Annotated in this window: 15 protein-coding genes; 3 read left to right on the forward strand and 12 right to left on the reverse strand. The window is 68.2% G+C overall.

Annotation, left to right across the window (positions count from 1 at the left end):
• Positions 1–79 precede the first annotated feature (79 nt).
• The 4 genes from WS51_RS10155 to WS51_RS10165 form a co-directional block, all read right to left on the reverse strand.
• Positions 80–559 (reverse strand): GNAT family N-acetyltransferase, encoded by a 480-nt coding sequence (locus tag WS51_RS10155; protein ID WP_069229048.1) that lies wholly within the window; start codon positions 557–559, stop codon positions 80–82.
• 151 nt (positions 560–710) lie between these two features.
• Positions 711–866, reverse strand: coding sequence for a hypothetical protein (locus WS51_RS32505; protein WP_167357970.1), 156 nt, complete (start codon positions 864–866; stop codon positions 711–713).
• Between the two features lie 175 nt (positions 867–1041).
• Positions 1042–2466, reverse strand: coding sequence for a flagellar hook-length control protein FliK (locus WS51_RS10160; RefSeq protein ID WP_069229049.1), 1425 nt, complete (start codon positions 2464–2466; stop codon positions 1042–1044).
• Between the two features lie 104 nt (positions 2467–2570).
• Complete coding sequence (locus WS51_RS10165; RefSeq protein WP_069229050.1) at positions 2571–3269, reverse strand: MgtC/SapB family protein; 699 nt, start codon at positions 3267–3269, stop codon at positions 2571–2573.
• Positions 3270–3375: 106 nt separating this feature from the next.
• Between WS51_RS10165 and WS51_RS10170 the strand changes: the two genes are divergently transcribed.
• Complete coding sequence (locus tag WS51_RS10170; RefSeq protein WP_069229051.1) at positions 3376–4485, forward strand: AGE family epimerase/isomerase; 1110 nt, start codon at positions 3376–3378, stop codon at positions 4483–4485.
• Here the strand turns inward: WS51_RS10170 and WS51_RS10175 are convergent.
• On the reverse strand, positions 4458–6086 hold the full coding sequence (locus WS51_RS10175) for a methyl-accepting chemotaxis protein (protein WP_069229052.1): 1629 nt from the start codon (positions 6084–6086) through the stop codon (positions 4458–4460). The two genes, WS51_RS10170 and WS51_RS10175, sit on opposite strands and share 28 nt — an antisense overlap.
• A gap of 271 nt (positions 6087–6357) precedes the next feature.
• Here WS51_RS10175 and WS51_RS10180 point away from each other — a divergent pair, with 271 nt between their 5' ends.
• Positions 6358–6801: a PaaI family thioesterase gene (locus WS51_RS10180; RefSeq protein WP_044845017.1), complete on the forward strand. Its 444-nt coding sequence runs from the start codon at positions 6358–6360 to the stop codon at positions 6799–6801.
• 49 nt (positions 6802–6850) lie between these two features.
• Here the strand turns inward: WS51_RS10180 and WS51_RS10185 are convergent, their stop codons facing one another.
• From WS51_RS10185 to prpB, 7 genes are all read right to left on the reverse strand, one after another.
• Positions 6851–7114, reverse strand: coding sequence for a type II toxin-antitoxin system RelE family toxin (locus WS51_RS10185; RefSeq protein ID WP_069229053.1), 264 nt, complete (start codon positions 7112–7114; stop codon positions 6851–6853).
• A gap of 21 nt (positions 7115–7135) precedes the next feature.
• A complete protein-coding gene (locus tag WS51_RS10190) occupies positions 7136–7384 on the reverse strand; it encodes a type II toxin-antitoxin system Phd/YefM family antitoxin (protein WP_048023838.1) in 249 nt (82 codons plus the stop codon).
• 117 nt (positions 7385–7501) lie between these two features.
• Positions 7502–8554 (reverse strand): CaiB/BaiF CoA transferase family protein, encoded by a 1053-nt coding sequence (locus tag WS51_RS10195; protein WP_069229054.1) that lies wholly within the window; start codon positions 8552–8554, stop codon positions 7502–7504.
• A 273-nt stretch (positions 8555–8827) separates the two neighbouring features.
• Positions 8828–10018 (reverse strand): 2-methylaconitate cis-trans isomerase PrpF, encoded by a 1191-nt coding sequence (gene prpF, locus WS51_RS10200; RefSeq protein WP_069229055.1) that lies wholly within the window; start codon positions 10016–10018, stop codon positions 8828–8830.
• Positions 10019–10044: 26 nt separating this feature from the next.
• A complete protein-coding gene (acnD, locus tag WS51_RS10205) occupies positions 10045–12639 on the reverse strand; it encodes a Fe/S-dependent 2-methylisocitrate dehydratase AcnD (RefSeq protein WP_059543434.1) in 2595 nt (864 codons plus the stop codon).
• 81 nt (positions 12640–12720) lie between these two features.
• Complete coding sequence (prpC, locus tag WS51_RS10210; protein WP_059543436.1) at positions 12721–13890, reverse strand: bifunctional 2-methylcitrate synthase/citrate synthase; 1170 nt, start codon at positions 13888–13890, stop codon at positions 12721–12723.
• A 116-nt stretch (positions 13891–14006) separates the two neighbouring features.
• Entirely contained in the window at positions 14007–14900 is an 894-nt protein-coding gene (gene prpB / locus WS51_RS10215) for a methylisocitrate lyase (RefSeq protein WP_044845010.1), read from the reverse strand.
• A gap of 170 nt (positions 14901–15070) precedes the next feature.
• Here prpB and prpR point away from each other — a divergent pair, with 170 nt between their 5' ends.
• Positions 15071–17053: a propionate catabolism operon regulatory protein PrpR gene (gene prpR, locus WS51_RS10220; protein ID WP_059810350.1), complete on the forward strand. Its 1983-nt coding sequence runs from the start codon at positions 15071–15073 to the stop codon at positions 17051–17053.
• Positions 17054–17097 lie beyond the last annotated feature (44 nt).

The raw sequence follows: 17097 nt of genomic DNA on the forward strand, positions 1-17097 counted from the left end.
TGCGCTGCGTCCGCACGGATCATCGGAAGGAGGCAGGGGAAACGGCGACGCGCGTCACCCGCACACGCACATGCGGGCGTCAGCCCGGGACGACCGGTTTGATCAGCGTCGTGGTGATCGGCACGAAGCCGCACGCCCGGTACAGTGCGCGGGCCGCCGTGTTGTGATTGAAGACCGACAGCCCGATCTCGGTGACGCCATGACGGCGCGCCTCGGCTTCCAGTGCATCGAGCGCGCGCGTGGCCCAGCCCTCGCGGCGGCGGGTCGGGATGATGTCGAGGTCGTAGATGAACAACGTACGGTTCGGCCCTTCGGGCACGATCGCGTACCAGAGGTCGCCGACCGTGTCGCCGCTGGCGGCGTCGATCAGCTGGACGAGTGTCTGGCCGGCGGTGAGCAGGCCGTCGGGCAGCAACGTGTCGAAACAGGCCCGGGCGCGGCTTGCTGCGTCATCGGCGGCGTTCTGCCCGGATGACACGAGATCGCGCGCGTAGCCGTCGATGGCGCGCGTGCGGTATGCGCGGAATTCACCGGCCGTCATCGGCCGCATCTGCAGCATGGCCCGGATGTCGCGAGGGAAGTCGGACTTCCAGTGTAGCGGGACGGTCGCACCGGCGCGCGATGCGGCGGCGGAAAGCGGGCAGGCAGGGGCGCCGAGCGCCGCGCCGAATCAGCGAATCAGCGAATCAGCGAATCAGCGAATCAGCGAATCAGCGACGGTACAGGACGATCGGCACGAGGTTCGCACGACGCACGCGTTCGGCTTCGGCGTGACGCGCAGCGTACGAGTAGTCCGCGTCGAGCGGCAGGTGCGGGGAGACGAACAGGTCGTCGATCTTTTGCAGCAGGGCAAGAATGAAGCTCATGTGAGACTCCTGACAGATAGCGCTAGGGTTTTCCCTTAGATGGATGTCATTCTAAGGGTTTTCCCTGAACTCTGCCAGCTCACCGCATCAGTTTGCCGCACCCGCGCCGCCGCTGATCGACGATCAGGCGCGCCGCCCGTTGTCACACCAAGGTTTGCAGGTAGGGTCGGATGATTTAACGCGTGCGACGCGTGCGCTTCGCGGCCGCTGCCTCGCGGTTCGCATTGCGCTGCAGCCGGTCGACTTGCGACAGCATCGCCTCGTGGTGCTCCGCGAGCGTCATCAACGTTGCCTGTTGCGTCGACAGGTCGGCAGCCAGCCGGTCGATCCGCTGCTGCCGGGCGTCGACTTCCTGTTTCAGGTGCGCGATCTGCCGCGTTTGCAGCACCAGCGCGACGAGCCCCGCGAACACGACGATCGCCAGCGCCAGCAGCAGCCGGTTGACGCGCCGCATCTCGCGATCGGCCGCCTGCTTCATGCCGGCCGTCTCGGCCTGCAGCGCGGCGAGCCGATCCGACAGCGGGCGCAGTTGCGTGTCGGGATCGAAGGCCGACGCGCTCGACGCGGCCGGTTGCGCGCGATCCGCCGACGGCTTCGTCACGAACGACGCCGCCGAGGCAACAGGCTGCACGAGCGGCGAGGCTGGCGCCGCGGCTGGTCGCGCGTCGTCACGGGCAATCGCTGCAACGGCGGGCGCGGCCGGTTCGGCGGGCGCAGACTGTTCAGTGGATGGCGCGGGAGGCTGCGCCGGGAGCGCTTCCGGCACCGCGTCGACGGCTGCCGCTTCCGGCGCGCTACGCGCCGCTGGTGCTGAGCGCGCGCCTGCGGCCACACGGCGCTTTCCGCCGGAGCCTGAGGATGTGCGACGACCCTTCGTGGTGGTCTCGCCGGATGTCCGCACTGCTTCGTCGTGCGTAACCGGCGCCGCGGCGCCTTCGGGCTGACCGGCCGGTTTCACGAGTCCGCCGCCGATAACCGAATCGAGCGCACCTTCCGCCGCCCCGGCATTCGCCGTCGAACGATCGGCGTGCGCGCCGGCCGCGTCGCCGGTTTTTGCCACGCTACCCGCGCCCGCCCCGCCGCCATCGGCAGCCAGTGCACCGGCCGCAGTCATGGCAACACCGTCGGACGGCAGTGCCTCGCCGCGCGTCGTTGCGTCGACAGCGGACGCACGCACGACATCGGCATCGGCCAGATCGCCGTTTCCGGGCGTCGACGCAGACACCGCCGTTTTCGCGAAATCAAGCGCCGGCTCGAGCGCCCCGGCACCGGCACCCGGCGTGCCGAACCCGTCCAGCATCGCTTGCCGCCCGGCGTCGTCCTCGCTGTCCGCGACGGTGGCCGCCGTGCCGGCATCCATCGCCTCGTCATCGCGCGAAACCACCGGCCCACGCACGGCCGGCTCGAGCACCGGATCGCCGAACAGGTCGAGCGTGCGTTCGTCGCGTGGCGCATCGCCGCCCGTCGCATTGCCGGGCCGCGCGGTTGCCCTCGCGGCATTGTCTGCCGCGGCCGCGACGGCACGCGGACGCGGACGCGAACGGGCCGACGAGCGGTCGGCGCGGGAACGGGAGCGAGACAGGGAAACGGATTCGGTCATGGAGTCGGATGACGGGCCCGCGAACGCGGAACCGGATGTCGAACGGAATCAGTGACCGGCCATTGTCGCATGACCGATCGCCGATCCGGCCGATCGGATGCCGTCTATTCTTCGCCCGACAACCCGCCGCCCTCGTCGAATCGCGTCACGCACGGCAGCGCGCGCAGCTTGTCGCAGATCGCGCGGTATTCGAGATCCGACACGCGCGCGAACGCGATGCGCACTTCGTCGTGCTCGCCCGCGTCGTCGGCGCGCTGCACGATGAATTGCTTCACACGCGCGCTGTCCGGGCCGAGGGCCGCGTGCAGCGAATCGAACGTCAGCGCGCCGCTCACCACCGTCAGCGCGAGCTGACGCCGCTGCCGCACCGTGAAGTAGCGCCGCTCGAGCGGCTTGATGCCGGCCAGGATGATCAGGATGATGATCGTCGCGGAGATGGACGCGACGTACAGGCCGCCGCCCACCGCGAGGCCGATCGCGGCGACCGACCACAGGCTCGCGGCCGTCGTCAGCCCGCGCACGATCTCGCCGCGCAGCAGGATCGAGCCGGCGCCGAGGAAACCGATGCCCGACACCACCTGTGCGGCGATCCGCGACGGATCGAGCACGATGTGGTCGCTGCTGCCCAGCACGTCGGCGAAACCGAACGCCGACACGATCATGATGAGCGTGGAGCCGACACAAACGAGCATGTGCGTGCGCAGGCCGGCTGCCCACGAAAGGCGCTCCCGCTCGAAGCCGATGACACTGCCGAGCGCCGCCGCGAGAACCAGCCGCATCACGAGTTCCAGGTTGCCAAGCATTCGATTTCCCTCCTGTTTTGGGGACGGCCGCGCGGAATGGTTTATCCTTGGCCCCGGCCGCGTCGCTCCGCGCCGACTCAATTCGATCCAAGCGCTCAACCCCGCCATGTCCGTTCCCGATTCCGCTTCCGCCCAGGCCGCCCGATTGCGCGACCATTTTGCGCACGTCATCCTGCCGATCTGGCAGGGTTCAGGGTTCGACCAGACACTGCGGCTGCCGTTCGAGGCCGTCGATCCGGCCACCCATGCACCGCTGCCCGTCACCCGTTATCGCGCAATGGCATGCGCGCGACAACTGTTCGTGTTCGCGCAGGCCGGCAACACCGCGCACGCGGCCACGCTGTTCGACTCGCTGTGCAGCCGCTTCCGCGACCCGCGCCACGGCGGCTGGTTCTACAGCGTCGACGCGCAAGGCGCACCGCTCGACACGACCAAGGATCTCTATACGCACGCGTTCGTCGTGTTCGCGTGCGCGGCATGGCATGCGGCGTCGGGCGATGCCGCGGCGCGCACGGTCGCCGAGGACACCGCCGCGCTGATCCACGACCGCTTCGCGCCGCAGCCGGGCGATGCGCTGCTCGACGCCGCGCGTCACGCCGACTTCTCGTCATCGGGCAGCGGCGCGCTGCAGAACCCGCTGATGCATCTGACCGAAGCATGGCTCGCGGCCGCCGATGCGTTCGGCGACGCCTCGTTCGACGATGCGCTCGTACGCACCGCGCAGGCCGTCGAGCGCACGTTCGTCGATCCGGCGACCGGCTGCGTCGCCGAGCTGCCGCTCGGGGCGGCCGACAACCGTTTCGAGCCCGGCCATCAGTTCGAATGGTTCTATCTGGTCGATGCGGCCGGCGCGCGCCTCGCGCAAACCGGGCTCCCCGACGCTCTCGCGCGCGCGTTCGCGTTCGCCGAGCAGCACGGGATCGATCCGCTCACGGGCGCCGTGTGCGCGGCGGTCGATGCACGAGGCGCATGCATCGACGGCACGCAGCGAATCTGGGCGCAGACCGAATATCTGCGCGCGCTCGCCACGCACGGCGGCACGCCGGCCTCCGCGCCGCTCGCGCTGCAGATCGAGCGCTTCGCCGCGCGCTTCCTGCATCCGCGCGGCTGGTTCGAGTGCAAGGCGGCCGACGGACAGGTGTCGCGCGCCGACATGCCGTCGACGACGCCCTACCACCTCGCGAGCGCTTACGCGGCGCTGCCCGCCGTCTCGTAACCCGCGTCGGCGAACGACGACGACGCGCGCTCGCCGCGAACATCGCGAGCCGCGCGCGCGTCGCCCAGCTCGAACACCGCCACCGCCTGCATCAGGTGCGCGGTCTGGTCGTTCAGCGACGCGGCCGCCGCCGCGACCTGCTCGACCAGCGCCGCGTTCTGCTGCGTCAGCTGGTCCATCTGCGTGACGGCCTGGTTGACCTGCTCGATGCCGACGCTCTGCTCGACCGACGCGGCCGTAATTTCCGACATCGTCTGCACGACCCGCGTGATCGACGCCGATACCGTCCGCATCGCGTCGCCGGCCCGTTCGACGAGTTCGGAGCCGCCGTCGATCTGCGCGACCGACTCCTCGATCAGTGTCTTGATCTCCTTCGCCGATTGCGCGCTGCGCTGCGCGAGCGAGCGCACTTCGCCCGCGACCACCGCGAAGCCGCGACCCTGCTCGCCCGCCCGCGCGGCCTCGACCGCCGCGTTCAGCGCGAGAATGTTGGTCTGGAAAGCGATGCCGTCGATCACCGAGATGATCTCCGCGATGCGTCCGGAGCTTTGCGCGATGCCGCGCATCCGGTCGATCACGCTGTCGACCACGCCACCGCCCTGGCGCGTGGCGTCGAGCGCCGCGTCGGCCAATGCGCTGGCCGCGCGCGCGCTGTCGGTGTTCTGACGGACCGTGGCGGTCAATTGCTCCATGCTCGCGGCGGTTTCCTCGAGCGACGCGGCCTGCGTGCCCGTACGCGCGGACAGGTCCGCGTTGCCGCCGGCGATCTCGCCCGCGCCGAGGTGGATCGCGTCGGACGCGTGACGCACGGTGCGCACGGTATCCGCGATGCTCGCCTGCATCGCGGCCAGGCCGCGCAACATCCGGTCGATCTCGAACACGCCGCCCGCCCGCACGGTTTCGTCGAGCCGGCCCTGCGCGATGCGCTCGAAATGGCGGCCGGCTTCGTCCAGCGGCGCGACCACCGCGCGCCGCGCGCCGGCGTAGATCGCCGCGCTGGCCGCGAGCATCGCCGCCAGCAGCACGATGCCGACCCACTTGAACCATTGCATCCCGCTGTCGATCGTGGCCAGCGCATCGCGGCTCGACGCGGCGCCGTAGTCGGCGAAGCGGTGCAGTTCGGCGAGGTACGCGTCCTGGAAGCCCTGCGTCGGCTGGTCGAGGAACGCCTGGATATTGCCGGCGTCGAGGAACTGCACGAGTTCGCCCAGTGCGCCGCGCAGCGCGCGATAGCGCTCGACGAGCGCCGCCACGTGCGCGCGGTTCGTCGCGTCGACGGCCTGCGCGGCCGTCAGCGCGGCAAACGCCTTGTCCGCTTCGGCAAGCGAAGCGCTGGCATGGCGGATGATCTCGTCGGGCTTCGGGCCGCCGCGCACCATTCGCGTGCCGGCGCGCGACAGGTTCACGCGTGCGTCGAGCAGGCGCTCGGTCGCCTGGCTGGCCGCGTCGACCTGCGCGATCGCGACGTTCGACAGATCGTCGACGCCGCTGCGTGTCGATGCGAGCGCCCAGAAGCCGAGCGCCTCGATCGCGAACAGAAAGACGCAAAACACGGTCAACACGCCGAGCAGACCCGACGCGAGCTTGATTTTTCCGAACATGGGGAAGATTCCTGGAGAGGCGACGATGGAGCAATGCCCCGGCATTAGCGGCATTTCTTCGTCGGACTTTAGGAACGTGGACAGAGGCACACGGGCGAGCACCCGTCATTCCCGCGCAATCGCCGGCAAACGAGGACAACGCACACGTTCGACGCAATAATCGCGTCGCATCGCACCGGCCTTTGCACGAAATGCGGACGAATTTCCTTGCTTATCCGCAGCCCCCTTCCTAGAGTTCAGCGCAAGCGGACACGCATTGCGAGGGAAGTCGATGACCGACATCACGGACCACGCGCGCGGCGCATTGCGCGCGCAACCGTTCAGCATGCTGCTGGGCACGGAGCTGATGCATATCGGCGACAACGAAGTGTCGCTGTGCCTGCCCGTGCGGGAGGAGTTGCGGCAGCAGCACGGTTTCGTGCATGGCGGCGTGATCGGCTACCTCGCGGACAACGCGCTGACCTTCGCCGGCGCGCTCGTACTCGGCCCGCGCGTGATCACCGCCGAATACAAGATCAACTACCTGAGGCCGGCCGTGAACGGCACGCTCGTCGCGCGCGCGAAGGTCGTTTACGCGGGCCGGCACCAGGCGACCTGCCAGTGTCATGTGTTCGTCATCGACGGCGATCACGAGCGGCTCGTCGCGATCGCGCAAGGCACGATCAATCGCGTCGGCGACGGCAAGATGCCGGATGCGCGGGAGGAGACGGCGTGACGGGCGCCGCCGGCCGGTTCGACGGGACAAGCCGCAAAGCGCAGGAGCCTCAGCGCGTGTCGCGCGAGCGTCTCATCGCGGCGAGATAGACGGCATCGCGCTCGCGACGCCCCACTGCGACCACCAGCACGACAACCTCCGACTCGCGCACTTCGTACACGAGGCGATAGCCGACACTGCGCAGCTTGATCTTGTATCGGTCCGGATGACCATGCAGTTTCGCAGAAGGAATGCGCGGATTTTCGAGACGTTCGGCGAGTCTCGCCTTGAACTGATCGCGAACGGTGCGATCGAGCTTCTTCCATTCCTTCAACGCAGTTCGAGAAAGGCGAGCTCAAAGGTCATTCAGTTTGACCTTGACGACTTTCTCCTTCGCGCGTGAATCGGCAAGCGCGTTGTCTTCAATATCTTCGAGACGTTCGACCATCGCCTCCCATGTCTTCGCCGGGATGCAATAGAACGCGGGTTCGTTGTGGTTCAGGATCGCGACCGGAAAGCCCTCGCCCGCCGCAACGGTTCCCATCGGGTTCCGCTTCAGCTCCGAAACGCTCGCCGTCACGCTGGCCAGAATGGTGTGGGGCATGTTCGCTCCTGGTTCGATCGAACTTTTATTGTATCTTATTTAGCACCAAATTTAGCTCCAATATGAGTGCCCTATCAGCAATGCCGGGTTTGCTCCCGAACCGCGAAGTTCGAGGCGCTACTCGGCTCCCTCATCCGCCAGCGGCATAAAACGCGGCGCCACCCGCGCCCGCACGTTCCCGTTCTCGTCGGTTCGATAGATCCCGCGTGCAACGTTGTGCGGATGCGCGACTGCGTCGGCCACGCTCAGCACCGGCGCAAAGCACGCGTCGGTGCCTTCGAGCAGCGCGCGCCAGTGCGCGGACGGCTGCTGCGCAAACACCTCGGCAAAGCGTGCCTTCAGCGCCGGCCAGCGCGCGCGGTCGTACTGCGATGCCGGATCGACGTCGGTCAACCCGAGCCGCTCGACCAGCAGCGCGTAGAACGGCGGCTCCAGCGCACCGATCGTCACGCATTCGCCGTCCGCGCAGCGATACACGTCGTAGAACGGCGCATCGTGGAAGAGGCTCGGCTGCGCGCCGTCGAGCTGGCCGTTCGCGCGCGCCCAAAGCGCGAGCGAGCCGAGCATCGATACGATGTCGACGATCGCGCCGTCGACCACGCGCCCGGGGCCGCCGCGGCACACGTCGAGCAACGCGCAGACGATGCCGAACGCGAGCCCGAGTGCGCCCCCGGCATCGCCGACGACGGTCGGCGGCACGCCGGGCCGTCCGTCGCGCGGCGCGGACAGCGACAGCAGCCCCGTCAGCGCGACGTAGTTCAGGTCGTGCCCGGCCGCCGACGCCAGCGGGCCGTCCTGGCCCCAGCCCGTCATCCGTCCGTAGACGAGCTTCGAATTGTGGTGCGCGCAGTGGTCCGGACCGAGACCGAGGCGCTCCATCACACCCGGTCGCAGCCCCTCGATCAGCGCGTCGGCCTGCGCGATCAGCGCGAGCGCCGCGTCGCGGCCGGCCGGCGTCTTCAGATCGAGTTCGACGATCGTCTTGCCTTCGCGCAGTAGATCGCCGTCGCGGCCTTGCAGCGCGTCCGGCGCGCTGGTGCGGCCCGCCGGACGCGCGATCAGCGTGACCCGCGCGCCCATCCCGGCGAGCATCCAGCCTGCGAGCGGGCCGGGGCCGAGGCCCTCGAATTCGACGATGTGGAGGCCGGAAAGCGGAACACCAAGCGACATACGTTTCTCCTGTCGACCCGCGTTAGCGCTTTAGCGCTTACGCGGGTCCCATACTTCGCGATCGATTCGCGACGACTCGAGCCAGCGCGAATCCCGTTCATCATGACCGGAATGCACTTCCGCACACCAGTACGGCCCCGCCTGCGACGCATTGCATGGCGAATTGCCTTCGTCACGCGTGCGCCAAACGAAAAATCCCTGCGCAGCGGGTCCGCTTCGCAGGGATCGGTCAAGTCCAGCACTGCAGGATTACACGCGCGAACCGACGCACGCTCAGAACGCATCCCCCGGCACCCGCACCCAGCCTTCCATCAGCACACGCGCGCTGCGGCTCATGATCGCCTTCGTGACGGTCCATTCGCCATTCTCCAGCCGCGCTTCCGCACCGACGCGCAGCGTGCCCGACGGATGGCCGAAGCGCACCGCGTTGCGTTCGCCGCCGCCCGCCGCGAGATTGACGAGCGTGCCGGGGATCGCCGCGGCCGTGCCGATCGCGACCGCCGCCGTGCCCATCATCGCGTGATGCAGCTTGCCCATCGACATCGCCCGCACCAGCAGGTCGACGTCGCCCGCACTCACGCGCTTGCCGCTCGACGCGACATAGTCGGCCGGCTTCGCGACGAATGCGATCTTCGGCGTGTGCTGCCGCGTCGCGATCTCGTCGAGCGTATCGATCAGGCCCATGCGCAGCGCGCCATGTGCGCGGATCGTCTCGAACTTCTCGAGTGCCTTCTCATCGCCGTTGATCGCGTCCTGCAGCTCCGTGCCCGTATAGCCGATCGCTTCCGCCTCGACGAAGATGGTCGGAATCCCCGCGTTGATCATCGTCGCCTTCAGCGTGCCGATGCCCGGCACGGCGAGATCGTCGACGAGGTTGCCGGTCGGGAACATCGCGCCGCCCGAGCCTTCTTCCTCGGCGGCCGGGTCCATGAACTCGAGCTGCACTTCGGCAGCCGGAAACGTGACGCCGTCCAGCTCGAAATCGCCCGTCTCCTGCACCGCGCCGTTCGTGATCGGCACGTGCGCCACGATCGTCTTGCCGATGTTCGCCTGCCAGATACGCACGGTCGCGATGCCGTCGCGCGGCACACGCGACGCATCGACGAGACCGCCGCTGATCGCGAACGGGCCGACCGCCGCTGACAGGTTGCCGCAGTTGCCGGTCCAGTCGACGAATGCCTTGTCGATCGCGACCTGCCCGAACAGGTAGTCGACGTCGTGGCCGGGCCGCGTGCTCTTCGATACGATCACCGTCTTGCTCGTCGACGACGTCGCGCCGCCCATGCCGTCGATCTGCTTGCCGTACGGATCGGGGCTGCCGATCACGCGCAGCAGCAGCGCGTCGCGCGCGGCGCCCGGCGCCTGCGCGGCCTCCGGCAGGTCCTGCAGCCGGAAGAACACGCCCTTGCTGGTGCCGCCGCGGATATACGTCGCCGGAATCCTGATTTGAGGAATGTGAGCCATGTTTGCGTTGTCCCTGTGTGACCCGGTCAAGCGGCCTGCGACGATTCGAGGAAGTCCTGCGCGAAGCGCTGCAGCACGCCGCCCGCGTCGTAGATCGACACTTCCTCGGCCGTGTCGAGCCGGCACGTCACCGGCACCTCGACCCGCTCGCCGTTCCTGCGATGAATCACCAGCGTGAGATCGGCGCGCGGCGTACGCTCGCCGATCACGTCGAACGTCTCGGTGCCGTCGATGCCGAGCGTCGTGCGGTTCGTGCCCGGCTTGAACTCGAGCGGCAGCACGCCCATCCCGATCAGGTTCGTGCGGTGGATCCGCTCGAAGCCTTCCGCGACGATCGCCTCGACGCCCGCGAGCCGCACGCCCTTCGCCGCCCAGTCGCGCGACGATCCCTGGCCGTAGTCGGCGCCGGCGACGACGATCAGCGGTTGCTTGCGATTCATGTACGTCTCGATCGCTTCCCACATCCGCATGACCTTGCCTTCCGGCTCGACGCGCGCGAGCGAGCCCTTCTTCACCGCACCGTCGACGACCGCCATCTCGTTGACGAGCGTCGGGTTCGCGAACGTCGCGCGCTGCGCGGTCAGGTGGTCTCCCCGGTGCGTCGCGTACGAGTTGAAGTCTTCTTCCGGCAAGCCCATCTTCGCGAGGTACTCGCCGGCCGCGCTGTTCGGGAGGATCGCGTTCGACGGCGACAGGTGGTCGGTCGTGATGTTGTCCCCGAGCACCGCGAGCGGACGCATGCCCTTGAGCGTGCGTTCGCCGGCCAGCGCACCTTCCCAGTACGGCGGACGGCGAATGTACGTGCTTTGCGGACGCCAGTCGTACAACGGTGCCGCCCGCTCGCCCGCATCGGCCGTGCGCGCGAACATCGGTTCGTACACCTTGCGGAACTGCTCGGGCTTCACGCTCGATGCGACGATCGCGTCGATTTCCTCGTCGGTCGGCCAGATGTCCTTCAGCGTGACGGGCTTGCCGTCCCGATCGTGGCCGAGCGCGTCCTTCTCGATGTCGAAGCGGATCGTGCCGGCGATCGCATACGCGACGACGAGCGGCGGCGACGCGAGGAACGCCTGCTTCGCATACGGATGGATCCGGCCGTCGAAGTTGCGGTTGCCGGACAGCACGGCGGTCGCGTACAGGTCGCGATCGACGATCTCCTGCTGGATCTTCGGATCGAGCGCGCCCGACATCCCGTTGCAGGTCGTGCACGCGAACGCGACGATGCCGAAGCCAAGCTTTTCCAGCTCCGGCAGCAGGTTCGCTTCTTCCAGATACAGCTCGACCGCCTTCGAGCCCGGCGCGAGCGAACTCTTCACCCACGGCTTGCGCGTGAGGCCCTTCGCGTTCGCATTGCGCGCGAGCAACGCAGCTGCGATCACGTTGCGCGGGTTGCTGGTGTTCGTGCAGCTCGTGATCGCGGCGATGATGACCGCGCCGTCGGGCATCTCGCCCGCCTTCTCTTCCCACTGGCCGGCGATGCCGCGCGCGGCGAGGTCGGACGTCGGCAACCGCTTGTGCGGGTTCGACGGGCCGGCCATGTTGCGTACGACGCTCGACAGGTCGAACGTCAGCGTGCGCTCATACTGCGCACGATCCAGCGTATCGGCCCACAGGCCGGCCGCCTTCGCGTAGGTCTCGACGAGCTTCACCTGCTCGTCGCTGCGGCCGGTGAGGCGAAGATAATCGGTCGTCTGGCCGTCGATGAAGAACATCGCGGCCGTCGCGCCATATTCAGGCGCCATGTTCGAGATCGTCGCGCGGTCGCCGAGCGTGAGGCTCGCCGCGCCTTCGCCACGGAATTCCAGATACGCGCCGACCACCTTTTCCTTGCGCAGGAATTCGGTGAGCGCGAGCACGATGTCGGTCGCGGTGATGCCGGGCTGGCGCTTGCCCGTCAGCTCGACGCCGACGATGTCGGGCAGCCGCATCCACGATGCGCGGCCGAGCATCACGTTCTCCGCTTCCAGCCCGCCCACGCCGATCGCGATCACGCCGAGCGCGTCGACGTGCGGCGTGTGGCTGTCGGTGCCGACGCAGGTGTCCGGATACGCGACGCCATCCTGCACCTGGATCACCGGCGACATCTTCTCCAGATTGATCTGGTGCATGATGCCGTTGCCCGGCGGGATCACGTCGACGTTCTCGAACGACTGCTTGGTCCATTCGATGAAGTGAAAGCGATCCTCGTTGCGGCGATCCTCGATCGCGCGGTTCTTCGCGAACGCGTCCGGATCGAAACCGCCGCACTCGACGGCGAGCGAGTGATCGACGATCAGCTGCACGGGCACGACGGGGTTCACCTTCGCCGGGTCGCCGCCGCGCTCGGCGATCGCGTCGCGCAGGCCCGCGAGGTCGACGAGCGCCGTCTGGCCGAGGATGTCGTGGCACACCACGCGCGCCGGGAACCACGGGAAGTCGCGTTCGCGCTTGCGCTCGATGATCTGCTTCAGCGAATCGCCGAGGATCGCCGGATCGCAGCGGCGCACGAGGTTTTCGGCGAGCACGCGCGACGTGTACGGCAGCGTGTCGTACGCGCCGGGGGCGATCGCGTCGACCGCGGCACGCGCGTCGAAGAAGTCCAGCGACGTGCCGGGCAGGGGTTTGCGGTAGGCGGTATTCATGATGTGGGGCGGGAATCGGGGTAAGACGTTCCGCGCGCGCCGGCAACCCGCATCACGGGTGCCGGCGCGCGCGGCGGGCGATCAGCGCTTCTCGATCGGCACGAACTGCAGGTCTTCCGGACCGGTGTAGTTCGCGCTCGGGCGGATGATCTTGTTGTCGATGCGCTGCTCGATGATGTGCGCGCTCCAGCCGGACGTGCGCGAGATCACGAACAGCGGCGTGAACATCGCGGTCGGCACGCCCATCATGTGATACGACACGGCGCTGAACCAGTCGAGGTTCGGGAACATCTTCTTCGCGTCCCACATCACCGATTCGAGGCGCTCGGCGATGCTGTACAGCTTCAGGTCGCCCGCTTCCTTCGACAGCTTGTGCGCGACGCCCTTGATCACCTTGTTGCGCGGATCGGAAATCGTGTAGACCGGATGGCCGAAGCCGATCACGACTTCCTTGTTCTCGACGCGGCGGCGGATGTCGGCCTCGGCGTCGTCCGGCGAGCTGTAGCGGCTCTGGATTTCATATGCGACTTCGTTCGCGCCGCCGTGCTTCGGTCCGCGCAGCGCGCCGATCGCGCCGGTGATCGCCGAATAGATGTCCGAGCCCGTGCCCGCGATCACGCGGCCGGTGAACGTCGATGCGTTGAACTCGTGCTCCGCGTACAGGATCAGCGACGTATGCATCGCGTCGACCCACGACTTCGACGGCGTCTTGCCGTGCAGCAGATGCAGGAAGTGGCCGCCGATCGAGTCGTCGTCGGTTTCCGTCTCGATGCGCTTGCCGTTGTGCGAGAAGTGATACCAGTACAGCAGCATCGAGCCGAGCGACGCCATCAGGCGGTCGGCGATGTCGCGCGCGCCCGGCAGGTTGTGATCGTCCTTCTCCGGCAGCACGGTGCCGAGCACCGACACGCCGGTACGCATCACGTCCATCGGGTGAGCCGATGCCGGGATCTGCTCGAGCGCGGCCTTCAGCGCGTTCGGCAGGCCGCGCAGCGCGCGCAGCTTGGTCTTGTACGCAGCCAGTTCGGTCAGGTTCGGCAGCGTGCCGTGCACGAGCAGGTGCGCGATTTCCTCGAATTCGCACGATTCCGCGACGTCGAGGATGTCGTAACCGCGATAGTGCAGGTCGTTGCCGGTCTTGCCGACCGTGCACAGCGCCGTGTTGCCGGCCGTCACGCCCGACAGCGCCACCGACTTCTTCGGCTTGAATGCGCCTGCGGCGGCCGGTGCTGCGTCTTTCGTCTCGCTCATGTTTCCGTTCTCCAATGGGTATCGGGGGTGTCATGTCGGCCGGGCGCGCCGCGGATGCGCGCGGCCCGGCTTCATGCAAAGCATTCCGGGGGTCGTGCCCCGGCGCGCGGGGCGCGTTACTTCTTGCCCTGCGCGAACAGTTCGTCGAGCTTCTGCTCGTATGCGTGATAGCCGAGGAAGTCGTACAGCTCGGCGCGCGTCTGCATGGTCGGCACCGCGGCCTTCTGCGTGCCGTCGCGGCGGAGCGTCTCGTAGAAATTCAGCGCGGCCTTGTTCATCGCGCGATACGCGCCGCAGCAGTACAGCGCGATGTCGACGTTCGCCTCGCGCAGCTCGTCGAGCGTGAACAGCGGCGTCGAGCCGAACTCGGTCAGGTTCGCGAGGATCGGCACCTTAACGGCGGCCTTGAAGCGGCGATAGTCGTCGAGCGTCTTCATCGCTTCGGGGAAGATCATGTCCGCGCCGGCTTCCACGTACGCGATCGCGCGCTCGATCGCCGCATCGATTCCTTCGGCGGCGGCCGCGTCGGTGCGGGCCATGATCACGAACTGGTCGTCGGTGCGCGCATCGACCGCGGCCTTCACGCGATCGACCATTTCGTCGGTCGGCACGACTTCCTTGCCCGGACGGTGGCCGCAGCGCTTCTGGCCGACCTGGTCCTCCAGGTGGACGGCCGCGACACCAGCCTTGATGAACGAGCGAACGGTGCGCGCGATGTTGAATGCGCCGCCCCAGCCGGTATCGATGTCGACGAGCAGCGGCAGGTCGGTCGCGTTGGTGATCCGGTTCGCGTCGATCAGCACGTCTTCCATCGTGCTGATGCCGAGATCGGGGATCCCGAGCGAATTCGCGGCGACGCCGCCGCCCGACAGGTAGACGGCCTTGAAGCCGACGGCCTGCGCCATCTTGGCCGCATATGCGGTGATCGCGCCGACCACCTGCAGCGGCTGCTCGGCCGCGACTGCCGCGCGGAATTTCGCGCCGGCGCTCTGAAGATGCGTGTTGCTCATGAACGGCCTCCTGAAGGAATGCCCATCAACAGCAAGGACCGGGCCAGCTCGCGAATTACCGCTAACCCACTGATTCTTAAGCAACCGGCGCGAGCAACCCATCATCCGACGATTTCATTTCAGCAATTTCATGTTTCAAAAATGAAATCGCACGCGCATAATCGATCGTCATGGACCTCTCTTCGACCAAGCCCGTCGGCCCGGCCGACCGAGCCGTTCGCCCGCGCATCTGGGCGATGGGCATCAGCCGCCTGCGCGACCTGTTTCGCGAGATCGCCGGCGAATTCGACGAACGCGCCGACGTGCGCATCGTCACGCGTGCATACGAAGACGCGCTGAGCGCGATCGCGGAAGCCGGCACCTCGCGGCCCGACGTGATCGTCGCGGCCGGCTCGAACGGCGGCTTCCTGAAAACGCGTGCGCAAGTGCCGGTCGTCGTCGTATCGCCGACCGGTTTCGACGTGATGCAGGCGCTCGCGCGCGCGCGGCGCGACGCATCGCGCATCGCGCTTGTCAGCGCCGGCGAGACGCCGCCCGAAGTGCGCCGCTTCGTCGCCGCCTACGGCCTCGACGTGCAGTTTGCGTCATATCAGTCCGCGCAGGAAGCCGAAGCGTGCGTGCACGACCTGCACGATCGCGGCATCGAGACGATCGTCGGCCCCGGCCTCGTCACCGATCTCGCGGCGAGCGCCGGCATGGGCGCGGTGTTCCTTTATTCGCACGCGTCGGTGCGCAAGGCGGTCGAGACGGCGCTCGAAGTCGCGTACGCGACGCACGCCGAGGCGTTTCGCCGCCAGCGGCTCGACAACCTGTTGCAGCATCTGCGCGACGGCGTGGTGGCGCTCGATGCGCGCGGTCGCGTCGAAGCCATCAACGAGCGGCTCGCGTCGGCGCTCGGCGTCGAACCGGCGGCGGCCGTCGGCCGCGCGCTCGTCGATTTGCGGCCGGAACTGCGCACGCTGCGCGGCGAGGACGGCGACGCGCTCGCGACCGTGCGCGGCGTGCGCTACGTCGTGCATCGCGGGCCGCTGGTCGATCGCGGCGTGACGTCCGGCAGCGTGCTGACGTTCCAGGAGTCGCGTGCCGTCGAGCGGCTCGATCGCGCATTGCGTTCGCAGGCGAACACGCAGCAGTTCGCGGCGCGCTACACGCTCGATGACGTGATCGGCGCGTCCGCGCCGATGGCGCGCGTGCGCGATCTCGTGCGCCGCTACGCGAAATCCGACGCGACCGTGCTCGTGCTGGGCGAAAGCGGCACCGGCAAGGAGATGATCGCGCAGAGCCTGCACGCGCTGTCCGCGCGGCGCAACTATCCGTTCGTCGCGATCAACTGCGGCGCGTTTCCGGAAGCGCTGCTCGAGAGCGAGCTGTTCGGTTACGAGGAAGGCGCGTTCACCGGCGCGCGGCGCGGCGGCAAGACGGGGCTGTTCGAGGCCGCGCACCGCGGCACGCTGTTTCTGGACGAGATCGGCGAGATGCCGCCGTCGCTGCAAAGCCGCCTGCTGCGCGTGCTGCAGGAGCGCGAGGTGATCCGTCTCGGCTCGACCGAGCCGATCCGCATCGACGTGCGCGTGATCGCCGCGACGCACCGCCCGCTGCTCGCGGCCGTCGAGGACGGCACGTTCCGCGCGGACCTGTATTACCGGCTCAACATCCTGAACATCGGCCTGCCGCCGCTGCGCGAGCGCGCCGCCGACATTCCCGCGCTCGCCGCCACGCTGCTCGTTCAGGCTGCGCGGCGCGAACCGCGGCTGGCCGAACGCGTGCGCGAGATCGACGATGCAATGCGCGTGCTCGACGCGACGCGCGCGACGCTCGCGCGCTATCGATGGCCCGGCAACGTGCGTGAACTGCAGAACGTGGTCGAGCGGATCGCGGTGGAACTGGCCGAGGAAGCCGACGAGCGCGATCCGGGTGCCGCGTGCGCGGCGCTCACGCCCGATGCGCTGCAGGCGATCGCGCCCGAACTGTTCGCCGTGCCGCTCGACGCGCCCGACGCCGACGACGCGCAGACACTCCACGCGCGCCGCCGTCGCGCCGAAGCCGACGAGATCCGCGCGGTGCTCGATGCATGCGACGGCGATCGCGATCGCGCGTGCGCGATGCTCGGCATCAGCAAGACGACGCTGTGGCGGAAGCTGTCTGCGAAATAGGTGCGGGCGGGATGGCTTAGGTACGCATGACGCGAGGCGCGCGC

The sequence above is a fragment of the Burkholderia territorii genome (assembly GCF_001718335.1).
Lineage (GTDB): Bacteria > Pseudomonadota > Gammaproteobacteria > Burkholderiales > Burkholderiaceae > Burkholderia > Burkholderia territorii.

Coding starts and splice junctions, on each gene's coding strand:
- prpF (WP_069229055.1), bottom strand. CDS start 10,018: ATGGCTCACATTCCTCAAATCAGGATTCCGGCGACGTATATCCGCGGC.
- WS51_RS10195 (WP_069229054.1), bottom strand. CDS start 8,554: ATGTCGCTTGGTGTTCCGCTTTCCGGCCTCCACATCGTCGAATTCGAG.
- prpB (WP_044845010.1), bottom strand. CDS start 14,900: ATGAGCAACACGCATCTTCAGAGCGCCGGCGCGAAATTCCGCGCGGCA.
- WS51_RS10190 (WP_048023838.1), bottom strand. CDS start 7,384: ATGCCCCACACCATTCTGGCCAGCGTGACGGCGAGCGTTTCGGAGCTG.
- prpC (WP_059543436.1), bottom strand. CDS start 13,890: ATGAGCGAGACGAAAGACGCAGCACCGGCCGCCGCAGGCGCATTCAAG.
- acnD (WP_059543434.1), bottom strand. CDS start 12,639: ATGAATACCGCCTACCGCAAACCCCTGCCCGGCACGTCGCTGGACTTC.
- WS51_RS10170 (WP_069229051.1), top strand. CDS start 3,376: ATGTCCGTTCCCGATTCCGCTTCCGCCCAGGCCGCCCGATTGCGCGAC.
- WS51_RS32505 (WP_167357970.1), bottom strand. CDS start 866: ATGAGCTTCATTCTTGCCCTGCTGCAAAAGATCGACGACCTGTTCGTC.
- WS51_RS10175 (WP_069229052.1), bottom strand. CDS start 6,086: ATGTTCGGAAAAATCAAGCTCGCGTCGGGTCTGCTCGGCGTGTTGACC.
- WS51_RS10160 (WP_069229049.1), bottom strand. CDS start 2,466: ATGACCGAATCCGTTTCCCTGTCTCGCTCCCGTTCCCGCGCCGACCGC.
- WS51_RS10155 (WP_069229048.1), bottom strand. CDS start 559: ATGCTGCAGATGCGGCCGATGACGGCCGGTGAATTCCGCGCATACCGC.
- prpR (WP_059810350.1), top strand. CDS start 15,071: ATGGACCTCTCTTCGACCAAGCCCGTCGGCCCGGCCGACCGAGCCGTT.
- WS51_RS10165 (WP_069229050.1), bottom strand. CDS start 3,269: ATGCTTGGCAACCTGGAACTCGTGATGCGGCTGGTTCTCGCGGCGGCG.
- WS51_RS10180 (WP_044845017.1), top strand. CDS start 6,358: ATGACCGACATCACGGACCACGCGCGCGGCGCATTGCGCGCGCAACCG.